Raw genomic sequence first — 10,626 nt, 5'->3', positions numbered from 1 at the left:
TTTGCAATATTTGGGCAGCGAGAGTTTCGATTTTCGTCGGGTAGGTCATTCTTGGTAGGTGTGAGAATCACCAAGTTAAGGGCCTACCCTTTTTTAGAAGCCTAAAATCGTAGCGGACCATTGTGATACACACACCGGCCATTCGTTTTGTCGTCTTAGTTAAAAAAGCATGATATTTAAGCCAGTCGGTAGTAATACCTGCTGGCTTATTTATTTTTTTCTCATCTTTGTTAACATTAGCCATTCAAACCGGTTACGATTTACATAATCCCAAGATAGATTCAAACTATGAAACTCAGCTTCTTTGCCCTGTTCATGGCTCTGTGCACCTGTTGCTTTGCGCAACAGAGCGTACTTCGCGTAGAACCGGCTAATGTAGCTAAAGACGTAGTCGTCGATGATCTCGACAAAGACTATCAGGACATCACAACGATTACGGTTACCAACACTGGTTCAGGGACGGTACAGCTGACCAAAAAGCAGGTAGTGATCGGTAAGCCACGTCCTTGGAAGTACGGTACGTTCAGTCAGGGCTCACCGCTTGTCCTTTCCGCCGCAAATCAGGAGAGTAGCCGCCCTGTATCCCTCAGGCCCGGTGCATCCGCTACCTTTCAGGTGGTACTTGAACCCGCAGGCATAGCCGGAGACGGTCGGGTGGAAGTTCAGTTCTTCGACCTTTCCAACCCAGGTAATATGCTTGGTAAGGCTACGGTCACCGCAGAAATTATTCAACGTTCAGGCAGTAGCCCTTCAACTTCCGGACAAGGAGGTGGTAATTTCAGTTCCCGCCCCGTTCCTACTTCCGTCAATCTTTTCCCCAACCCGGCCCGCGAACGCTTCTTTGTAGAAGCGCCTCCCGGCACCAAAATCGGCCGCGTTGAAGTTTCCAACGCCCTCGGCAATCGTCTGCGCAAGTACGACCGCCCCGACGGTAAGCAAGGTTACGATGTGGAAGACCTCCCCGACGGACTCTACCTCATTTCCATCTACGACGATAAGGGAAAGAAGCTCAAGACGCTGCGGTTGTTGCACCGTCAGTTCGGGGCGTAGTTCAATATTTCTGTTCTATACATTTCGTGGATCATCATCCCCGGTCGCCTTCACCTATGGGGAACAGCGACTTCAAGTCGCGTCATGAAAAGAACAAGGACGCGACCAGCGGTTGCCAGCCCCGGCGCTCCGCCGGAAGAAGACAGAGGATCGTGAGATCCCCCCTCCCTGGGTCTTACTAGTCGGAACTAATGATTTTTTAGTAGCGTTAATGTCGCAACCAGCTTTGGCGGTTCGGGTAATTGCATCGGAAATTCCACCTCATAAATCATACATAGCTAAATATGACGGCTACAGATCAGACAATTTTGCAAGAACTGGCCCAGCTCCGCACCGCCGCTGCCGCCCTGAACCGCCAGCCGGAAGAGAAGTTGAACGACTGCCTTCGCACCCTGGCCGACCTCACCGAGGAGAACATCCAATCACTGCTAGCCGCCAACGCGCTCGACCTGGCGCGGATGGACCCCGAAAACCCAAAGTACGACCGGCTCTTGCTGAACGAAGACCGCCTGCGTGACATCGCCGCCGATCTCCGCCGCGTAGCCGCACTGCCCTCTCCGCTCGGAGTGGTACACGAAAACCGTACACTAGGTAACGATATGACGCTGCGGAGAATCAGCGTCCCGATTGGCGTTGTAGGTATCGTTTTTGAATCGCGGCCAAACGTAACTTTTGATGTGTTTGCCCTGAACCTGAAAGCAGGCAACGCCTCGGTACTGAAGGGAAGCAGAGATGCCCGGGACAGCAACATTGCCATCAAAAAACTGATCGATGAAGCACTGGATAACAGCGGAATGCCCCCAGCCTGCTACCTCGCTCCCCCGGAGCGCGAAGCGCTCAAGCCCATCCTGGAAGCCGACGGGTTGGTAGATGTCATCATCCCTCGCGGAAGCCAGGGCCTGATCGATTTTGTGCGGGCCAACTCTTCCGTCCCTGTGATTGAAACCGGAGCGGGCATCTGCCATACGTACATCGACGAAGAAGCCAACCCCGACTGGGCCAAAGCAATTGTAACCAACGCCAAGAGCCGGAGAGTGAGCGTCTGCAACGCATTGGACTGCATCCTCCTACACTGCACCCGCGTCAGCGCCCTCCCCGACATGCTGCAGGAACTCGGCCAGACGCACCGCTGCGAAGTCTTTGCCGACGAACGGGCCTACGCCGCCCTGAACGGGAAGTACCCCGCAGAACTACTCCACCGCGCGAACACCGAGAGCTTCGGAACCGAGTTCCTGAGCATGAAGCTCTCCGTAAAAACCGTCGACGACATCAGCGAGGCCATCGCCCACGTTGAACGCTACGGCAGCCGCCACAGCGAAAGCATCGTGACCGATAACGAAGCCAACAAAACCCGCTATCTGAAGGAAGTCGACGCCGCCGTTGTCTACGCCAACGCCAGCACCGCCTTTACCGACGGCGGGCAGTTCGAACTCGGCGCAGAAATCGGCATCAGCACGCAAAAACTGCACGCGCGCGGACCAATGGGGCTGGCGACGCTGTGTAGTTATAAATGGCTGGTGGAAGGAAAGGGAGAAACTAGAAACTAGAAACTAGAAATTAGGGAGTTAGGAGTCGGGAGTTATGAGTCGGGAGTCTGGAGTCTGGGGTCGGGAGTCGGGAGTCGCTACCGCTCAAGCCGTTCGCGGCGCTACGCTTGCTCACCCAAAGCGAATGAGCATAGCGATATTAAGAGGTACCCGCAATAGCAACTCCCGACTCTCGACTCATAACTCCCGACTCCTAACTCCAGACTCATAAATCCATCACCATAGTCATCGTCTTCCCGTCAAAAGCGACGGTTCGGAAGCCCATCCTTTGGTACCATTGAGCAGCATTATTGTCTCCGTGAACGGAGAGCGAGACTTGCTTGTCTCCACGTTCACGCAGTGCATCGAGGAAGTGACTCATCAGTTTTTTACCGATGCCGCCGCTGCGCTCACTCTTTTTGATCGCAATCCCGAATTCAGATACATCATCCGCAACGAAACCATAACCGGGTTCTTCCTTCGCAAAGCGACGAGACCATATGGCACCGATTTCTTCGCCGTCTTTTTGTACGATAAAACCCAAGTCTCCTTCCTTGCCCCAGTATTCGTAGTAGCGGCGAAATTCCGGATTACGAATAGCTTCAAATGGCAGTGCGGGCTCACCCGGTGGCTTATAGAACGAGGAGTGGAACAACTCGTGAAAAAAGGAGGTGGTGGTGTTTTCGAGTGGGTGGAACGTTAAGTTCATGCTTGGTTGGTTTTTCCCTCTCCCCCGGCCCCTCTCCTCGGGAGAGGGGAGACGGCTCAGACGTTAGAGGTGTTAGAGGCGGCAATTTAGCAATTATGATTTAGCGTCTGGTAGTTAAGCCAATGGGCGTTGGCCGCAAATCAAACCGGCACTCGGATTCCCCCTTTGGGGGTAGGGAGCTAAAAGTCAAAATCCAACGGGTCGGGTCCGAAGCGGTGGCCACGCTCCAGTTCGTCGATGGCGACCATGTGTTCTTCGGAGAGTTCGAAATCGAAGATGTCGCCGTTTTCGTGGATGCGGCCCTCGTTGGTGGACTTCGGGATAACGATGATGTCGTTCTGGAGGCACCAGCGAAGAATTACCTGGGCGGGAGATTTACCGTAGGTTTTGGCGATTTCCCCGAAGAGCGGCTCGTCCTTGAAGTTCCCCTGCATGAGTGGGCTCCAGGCGGTGATGGCGATGTCGTGCATATCGCAGAGGCTGATCGCGTCGGCCTGGACGAGGTAGGGGTGGTACTCGATCTGGTTGACGGCGGGCTTCACCGTGGCGTGTTCCAGCAGGTCTTCCAAGTGCTCCTCCATGAAGTTAGAGACGCCGATGGCGCGGACTTTCCCGGCTTCCAGGGCTTGTTCGAATTCCTTCCAGGCGGCGACGTAGCCGTCTACGGGCCAGTGGACGAGCAGGAGGTCGACGTAGTCGGTTTGCAGACGGGCGAGGGCTTCGTCGAGGGCGGCGGTGGTGCGGCCCTTACGGATGTCTTCGTTCCAGATTTTGGTGGTGAGCCAGATGTCTTCGCGCGGAACCTTAGTGGTTTTCAGCGCTTCACCGACGGCTTCTTCGTTTTTATAGATGCTGGCGGTGTCGATGTGGCGGTAACCGGCGTCGAGCGCCCAGTGGATGGCGTTTATCGCTTCCTGGCCGTTGTCGGCCTTCCATACGCCCAGGCCTAGTTGGGGCATTTCGAGGCCGTTGTTTAGTTTAATGTTTTTCATACCCGGAGTAACATTGTTGGAGGGGGAGATGTTTTTTAGGGCGACGGAGCGCGGGTGCGGGGGGGAGTTGAAGGAGCGAGTTTACCTCGGACGGAGATCGCAGCTTCGCCCCCTGACCGGTCTTGTTGGCTGCCCTTCCCCGGACTACGCGCTAGGCTACTCTCCCGGACTCGGCCTGAAGCGGCTCCACCCTGGACTACGCTCGATGCTTCACCATCTCCGGACTGCGTGGGAGGTTTCACCGTCACCGGGCTGCGCGTGAGACTTCACCCACCCCGGACTACACTCGAGGCTTCTTTATCCAACTTAAGCACTCAAGTCGCAACAGACCATTGTTAACGTAATCGAAAATCAAACTGACTACCAGTTGCCCCGCTCACTACACCGAATCCATTTTCAACGTTAGTAACATAAATATTTGGCACGGTAAAAACCTGATCGAAAGCGTCGTTAGAATTCACCAAGGAGTTAAGATGTTGGTTAAGGATTGGCTGCACGGTAAGAACATCTAAAAAGAGCGAATCAGGAACCGTACCTATTTGGCCGGTCGATTGGTTTAAAGATGTCTCAAATCTACACTGAAACGGGATACTTATTTCTTCCTCGCTGATGAAACAAGCTCCTGGCCAAGATAGATATTTGCCCTCAACCATCCCACAAGCATTGATAAAATCTTCGGAGAACGAAGTAGTCATTCCGACAAATTCATAATCTCTCCCCCCCTTAAAAGAAGGCGTAACTACCATGTCTGACAACTCTCCGTTTTGCGGACGATAAGTCAGAACACCGCTAAATACAGTACGCTTGAGAATAAAATCGCTTTCGTCTACGGTTGTAGCAGTTGAAGTAATCCTCAAATCCAACACTTCCGGAGGAAGGACCAAATCCCTGACGATGGTTGGTTCATTCTCGTCTGGAACCTCAATCGTGAGGGTAAACCTGTCCCCTTGTGATAATTGAGCGTTTGTGACATACTCACCTTGTCTGGCCTCACTAAGTTCGTACTGGCTTCCGTCTTCACCGGAGAGGATTACCTCGGCACCTGTAACTATAGGTATATCATTCATGCGAATTGTATCGTTTGGATCAACTGAATAAGTAAGTCTTATCTCACTTCGTTCATTTAGAATGAGTCCATTAGCTACAACTTCTGGCCGGGTAAAAGGAATTTCTATTTCTAATATCCCGGCAGTACATGAAACAAGCAAAAGCGAGACCAGAAATAAAAATATGCGAAAAGGTTTGTCTACCATTTTAGGGAATAGTTTATTGTCGGGATAATACGAAGTACGGAGCCTTTCAGAAAGAAAATACTTTGCCCGTCAATAGGCCCGAAGAAGTCTTCCCTGTAAAATTCTTGCCGGATGGTAGCAAAACTTGTATTCGCTCTTGAATAAGCATTGTACAGGCCCAGGTCGAGTCTTGCTATCTTCCCTTTCGCCGTGGAGAAGTGGCGGGAGAACATCACATCTAATCGATGGTAGATGGGAAGCCGGCTATTGTTTCGCTTCTGGAACACAGGTACGGGCTCACCGGTTATGCCAATGACATAGCCCGTCGGAGTCGTGAATCGTGCGCCTGATTGTAGCGTAAAGGAACTGGACAAGCTCCATTTTTCTGACAACTTACGCTGCAATGTTATTTGCAGGTCATGCGGTCGATCAAATCGGTAGGGAAATTGAGTACCTCCGTTAATTTCTGAAAATTCCCGAAGAGATCGCATCCAGGTGTAGCTTAAGGAAAATTTGTTGTCTCTCTTTTTATGTTCAAAAAACAACTCAACACCGTAAGCCGACCCCCTCCCTTCGTTCGAAAGTTGATCTTCATAATCATTCGGATTACCATTGAATACCGAGAATCCGGCATTCCGACTAGTTACCAACTGATTCATTCTTCGATAAAACCCACCCAGCGTTAAGTCGAAGTGTTTCCCATTCATTGTAGTATTCGCAGTGTAATTCTCTGATTCTTCCGCTGGCGTATCTTCCGTCACTGGCAACCAAACGTCGTAGGGAAGACTTGCGCCAATTCCTTGCAGATAATGTAGGTCTTGTAGTGCTTTGGAAAAGCCAAATGAAAAGCGAAGCTTTGGTGTCGCAGCAAAAGTGAGACCAGCACGAGGTTCTATACCATTGTATTTAAAGTCGCTTCCATTAAGGTAATAGCGATTAAGGTTAACACCTCCGCTTAATGTAAACTTTCCTACTGTAGATACGGACTCTGCATAAAGGGAGATTTTAGTGTTTTTAAAAGAGGCTGTTGGTTCAGCTATCTCTTCTCCAAGATCATCACCCTCCAGGCGTAATGGAGTTGAGTTTCGTGCGGATCCCAGCACGCCCAACCGAATAGTTCCCAATCGATTAGTAGTCGAAAAATCCTGACGCAGTTTAAACTCGCCGACCGAACCTATGCTACTCAATTCATTCGTCCCCCCATCCTCCAGGGTAGAACGCAGGAGGAGTTCACTACGATAGTTACTAAAAGAGACATTAGTACGTGCAAACCAACTGATAGAAAGCGGCACGGTATACTTGGCAGAGGCAATCTGGTTTCCATAGGCAAGGCGGAAAACACTGGTCGCATTATCGTTTTCATCTTTTGTTCTTAATAAGTCGGACCCGGAATAAAGACTGAGTGCTAATTGCGTGCCTTGCTTCCCGCGTAGGGTATATTTTGCGTTTACGTCGTACATACCCGCAAGCAATTTCACCTCGTTTTCCTCGGCGGAGAATATGCCTGCAAGGGCCGTTAGCGGAAAAGAATGTGCCGCTCTGATTCCGAAAATAAAACTCCCTCTTTTCAATGCTCCCGTTGGCCCTTGAGCGGAGAATGAAGAATTGACGAGGCCGAACGAGGCGTGGTAGCTAGCTTGATCTAGCTGTCCACTTTTAGTAGTAACATCTAGTACTGAAGAAAGCCGCCCAGAGAAACTTGGCGGAATATAACCTTTGTATAATTCAGCTGAACTGACAATATCCGGGTTAAATACAGACAAAAACCCAAAAACGTGACCACTATTGTAGATCGTCCCACCGTCAAGAAGCATTAGATTTTGATCGGGAGACCCACCTTGAACGTGTAATCCCGTGGTCCCCTCTACTCCATTGCTGACTCCAGGGTAAATTGTGATCGACCTCAGTAAATCCGGCTCTCCAAGTAGAGAGGGTAAGTTACGCAGATCTTCCAGTTTAGGTTGAATGCTTCCAGGCGCTCGAATCACGTCAGCCTTATTCGTCCGAACTTCTATTGTTGAAAAGGTGTAAGAAGACATGCCAAAAGTCCCCGAATTTTCCCATTTGCTGAGTACCAGTGTATCTGACGCATACCCAAAAGCTTGAACTATCAGCGCAGGTGCGTCGATTAATGTTTGGAAATATCCTTCTACGTTTGTGGTTGTTGCACCGTCCCCCGTCACTGGTATAAGTTGTGCACCGATAATAGGTTCACCCGTAGCTCTTTCGATGACGAACCCGTTTATCTTACGGTAGTCTTGAGCAGATAGCGACGAGCAAAAAGATAAAAACAATAAAAAGCTAGCTTGCTGAAACAAATCACCCCCTAAAGTGAACGCAGCTGATTTTAGGCACTTATACATATATACAATGTTAATGGAACTTCAAATTCGGGTAAGCTAATATACGACATTAGAAAATCACCAGCCGGACGGCCTTTGTCCAGCTGGTGATATCTAGTACTTCTAAAATTCCCTGATGTACTTAACTTTAGTTGAGGTTGCAATTACAACTACCTGACTGGCCACTATACCGGGCAATATTAGTAGAACGATCCAGACCTGGCTGGCCACCGACGTATTCGGAGTCTTCGTCCACTCTTTCAAGGATCATAAAACGGGTGTTTTGGCGATCACCACTAGCGGCCGTGTGGTTTCCTACGAAGTGCTGTAGTCCTTCGTCCACACCATTCCGCTCAACATCAACCCATAAGTCCCAGTTTGATCTCAACTCATCCGCTTGCTTACCCCAGTAAATTCCAAACCGTTTGCGGTAAAACCGAGTACGAATATTGAAATTCCAAAGAATACCACCAGAAGCGAATACGTGAGAATCTTCCAGTTGGCCAACGACCTTAGAACGGTTTTTACGATCCCAGGTATTATCACAAGTTACTACATTAATTTTGGCACCCACCGGAGTACGGTGTATATCCAGTACCACTGCTGAAGCATGGTTAGCGGCAACGAAATCGGCATTATTAAAATCATAGTCCGCGACCTTCACCTTCACTGGCTTTTCCCGAACGGAGTAGTCGTAGATAAAGTCGCCGACCTGCATCAATCCGCGGGCGTTAGCGAGTAGCTCCACCCCTTGGTCGTCTACGGTATGGTCTACGTAGGTGTCGGTATCATCCTGACGCAGGTACAGAACGTGGCTATACTTAGCTACGTCTTCTTGCGTAAGGGATTCGTCCTCCATCAGCTCCAGGTATAAGGCACGGGAAGATTTAAATCCATCCAGCGTAGTAAACACTTTATAGGCTGCGGAGGGGTTTTCGCTCATTTTTGAGATAAGTTGTCTAACTTCCTTTTCAGAATTGAGCTTTAGGCGCCCATCGGCTACGACAAAATCAGTACCCTCAAAGCTTGCCTCATAAGGGACTACCTGAAATGTAGCTTCTACTTCCGTGGCAGGTGCCAGTTCAGCATCCTTCTCGCAGGAGAAGAGCCCAGCAACCATCACGCATACTACCAGCAGTAAGGTGAGCTGTCGTCCGCTTGATTCTATTTTATGGTTAATAGATAAAGATGTGTATTTCATATAAAAAGTATTATGGTGATTTTACTACTGAATTAAATACAAATATTTTTTATTTAAATCAGTAACAAATACACTAAACGTTGCTTAATCTATTTAATATCCCGGTTTTCAGCAAACCCCGGCGTCAATCACCTCGATCAACACTACAAATAAGCACCCTCCCACCGCAAAAACTCTGCATCAACAAAAAAATTCGAAATAAACTTCCTCCCACCCCGCACATCACCCCCCGAGTCAAGCGGAATAATAAAGTCAAAGGAAACTTTAACCGGTTTAGCAAAGCAGTAACTGCACCGCTCCCGGCAGTACTCGATCTCCACCTCGGTAAAGTTGCGGAGGGTGTTGAGGAGGTTGTCGACGGAGCGGACGGAGACGCCGAGTTTGTCCGCCAGTTCTTGGGGAGTACCGGTGGATTTACGTTGGATAAGGTGCGCCAGCCGCTGTAGACGAAGAAGGGTATCGGTAAAAGCCATGGTTCAGGTATTTTTAGTGAGGTTAAGGAATTGGTCCAGCAACCGCTGCAATAGGGTCCGCTCAGCGGTGATGACGCGGGCGGTGCCGGAGAGGTTATAGCGGAACGGGAGGGTTTTCCCGTAGGAGGTGAGCAGGGTGTCCGGCAAGGCTACCGTAGCCAGGCGGAGGTATTCCCCTTGTTGGTTTGGCAGGGCGACCGGGGCCAGGGCGGTCAGCCGGCCCTCTACCTGCCCGAACTCGCGGGAGGGGTAGGCGGAAAAGTCAAGGATGACCTTATCGCCCAGGCTTATTTTCCCTTGGCCTAAGGACGGAAGTTGTAGCCGGGCTACTACTTTATCATCCCCGTCCGCGGGCAGCAGGTAACCGATGGGATCGGCCGGGCTGACCGTCGCCTGCTCTCGCACCGTCGGTTGCCAGCTCAGGGTTCCGCTTTCGCGAGCGATGAGTACGTAACGGTCCCGAAATTCATCCAGCGCGGTGCGGAGCAATTTTAACTGGACCAGGAGCTGGCGCTCGAAGTCGGCCAACTGTTCACGGTGGGCGAGGCGGCGTTGCAGGATTTGCTGGCGGAGTTGCTGTACGCGTAGCTGATTCTGAATGTCGCTGCTCACGAGCACTTCCCGCTGGCGGCGCGCACCGACGGTCTGGGCGGCGGCCTGTTCTACCTCCTGGGTACTGACGATGCCGTCTTTGCCGAGATCGGCCATCCGGTCGGCCTGTTTTTGTTGGTAGCCGAGTTCTTTTTCGTAGAGCTCTACCTGGCGACCGAGAGATCTGCTGAGGCGGTGGGCGTCGGCTATTTCTCGTTCGTAGGCGGTGGTTTCGGCCGCGAGGCCGTTGGTTTGTTGGTAGCTGGCGTGGGCGCGGAGGATGGTTTGGAGGGTGGTTATTGGGGTTTGGATTGGGGCGGGATACACCATACGTTCCCCTCTCCCCCGGCCCCCAGGGCTAACGCATACTATAAAATTAATCTAGCCGGGATTGTTTTCCGTTATTGAGTCATGCAAAATAAGGAAACGACCAATCTCCCCCTTGATCCATTACCTGGAGTCGATCAGATTCCTGACCCAAGAAACGCTTGTTTGGTTCACCATCCACTT

Annotated in this window: 9 protein-coding genes; 2 read left to right on the top strand and 7 right to left on the bottom strand. The window is 50.9% G+C overall.

From position 1 onward, the window contains the following. The first annotated feature begins 288 nt into the window (after positions 1–288). On the top strand, positions 289–1,050 hold the full coding sequence (locus tag FUA23_RS21660) for a T9SS type A sorting domain-containing protein (RefSeq protein WP_147932873.1): 762 nt from the start codon (positions 289–291) through the stop codon (positions 1,048–1,050). A 284-nt stretch (positions 1,051–1,334) separates the two neighbouring features. Beyond that, a complete protein-coding gene (locus tag FUA23_RS21655; protein ID WP_147932872.1) occupies positions 1,335–2,597 on the top strand; it encodes a glutamate-5-semialdehyde dehydrogenase in 1,263 nt (420 codons plus the stop codon). A 205-nt stretch (positions 2,598–2,802) separates the two neighbouring features. Here the strand turns inward: FUA23_RS21655 and FUA23_RS21650 are convergent, their stop codons facing one another. From FUA23_RS21650 to FUA23_RS21620, 7 genes are all read right to left on the bottom strand, one after another. Continuing rightward, entirely contained in the window at positions 2,803–3,285 is a 483-nt protein-coding gene (locus FUA23_RS21650; protein ID WP_147932871.1) for a GNAT family N-acetyltransferase, read from the bottom strand. 179 nt (positions 3,286–3,464) lie between these two features. Further along, on the bottom strand, positions 3,465–4,277 hold the full coding sequence (locus FUA23_RS21645; protein WP_147932870.1) for an aldo/keto reductase: 813 nt from the start codon (positions 4,275–4,277) through the stop codon (positions 3,465–3,467). A gap of 335 nt (positions 4,278–4,612) precedes the next feature. After that, positions 4,613–5,530 (bottom strand): DUF4249 family protein, encoded by a 918-nt coding sequence (locus FUA23_RS21640; RefSeq protein ID WP_147932869.1) that lies wholly within the window; start codon positions 5,528–5,530, stop codon positions 4,613–4,615. Then, entirely contained in the window at positions 5,524–7,872 is a 2,349-nt protein-coding gene (locus FUA23_RS21635; protein ID WP_147932868.1) for a TonB-dependent receptor, read from the bottom strand. The genes FUA23_RS21640 and FUA23_RS21635 overlap by 7 nt, the downstream gene beginning before the upstream one ends. 127 nt (positions 7,873–7,999) lie before the next feature. Continuing rightward, positions 8,000–9,052 carry a hypothetical protein gene (locus FUA23_RS21630; RefSeq protein WP_147932867.1) on the bottom strand — a complete coding sequence of 351 codons (1,053 nt, stop codon included), beginning with the start codon at positions 9,050–9,052 and terminating at the stop codon, positions 8,000–8,002. Between the two features lie 143 nt (positions 9,053–9,195). Further along, the gene (locus FUA23_RS21625) at positions 9,196–9,525 is read right to left on the bottom strand and encodes an HTH domain-containing protein (RefSeq protein WP_147932866.1); all 330 of its coding nucleotides are present in this window, start codon (positions 9,523–9,525) and stop codon (positions 9,196–9,198) included. 3 nt (positions 9,526–9,528) lie between these two features. Further along, on the bottom strand, positions 9,529–10,446 hold the full coding sequence (locus FUA23_RS21620; RefSeq protein ID WP_147932865.1) for an HlyD family secretion protein: 918 nt from the start codon (positions 10,444–10,446) through the stop codon (positions 9,529–9,531). Between the last annotated feature and the right edge of the window lie 180 nt (positions 10,447–10,626).

Origin of the sequence: Neolewinella aurantiaca (genome assembly GCF_008014675.1) — a bacterium.
In the GTDB taxonomy this organism is placed as follows: Bacteria; Bacteroidota; Bacteroidia; order Chitinophagales; family Saprospiraceae; genus Neolewinella; species Neolewinella aurantiaca.
This window is presented reverse-complemented; position numbering and strand designations above follow the sequence as displayed.

Excerpts from the sequence above, each read along its gene's own strand:
- FUA23_RS21660 (WP_147932873.1), top strand. The coding sequence starts at position 289 with ATGAAACTCAGCTTCTTTGCCCTGTTCATGGCTCTGTGCACCTGTTGC.
- FUA23_RS21655 (WP_147932872.1), top strand. The coding sequence starts at position 1,335 with ATGACGGCTACAGATCAGACAATTTTGCAAGAACTGGCCCAGCTCCGC.
- FUA23_RS21650 (WP_147932871.1), bottom strand. The coding sequence starts at position 3,285 with ATGAACTTAACGTTCCACCCACTCGAAAACACCACCACCTCCTTTTTT.
- FUA23_RS21645 (WP_147932870.1), bottom strand. The coding sequence starts at position 4,277 with ATGAAAAACATTAAACTAAACAACGGCCTCGAAATGCCCCAACTAGGC.
- FUA23_RS21640 (WP_147932869.1), bottom strand. The coding sequence starts at position 5,530 with ATGGTAGACAAACCTTTTCGCATATTTTTATTTCTGGTCTCGCTTTTG.
- FUA23_RS21635 (WP_147932868.1), bottom strand. The coding sequence starts at position 7,872 with ATGTATAAGTGCCTAAAATCAGCTGCGTTCACTTTAGGGGGTGATTTG.
- FUA23_RS21630 (WP_147932867.1), bottom strand. The coding sequence starts at position 9,052 with ATGAAATACACATCTTTATCTATTAACCATAAAATAGAATCAAGCGGA.
- FUA23_RS21625 (WP_147932866.1), bottom strand. The coding sequence starts at position 9,525 with ATGGCTTTTACCGATACCCTTCTTCGTCTACAGCGGCTGGCGCACCTT.
- FUA23_RS21620 (WP_147932865.1), bottom strand. The coding sequence starts at position 10,446 with ATGGTGTATCCCGCCCCAATCCAAACCCCAATAACCACCCTCCAAACC.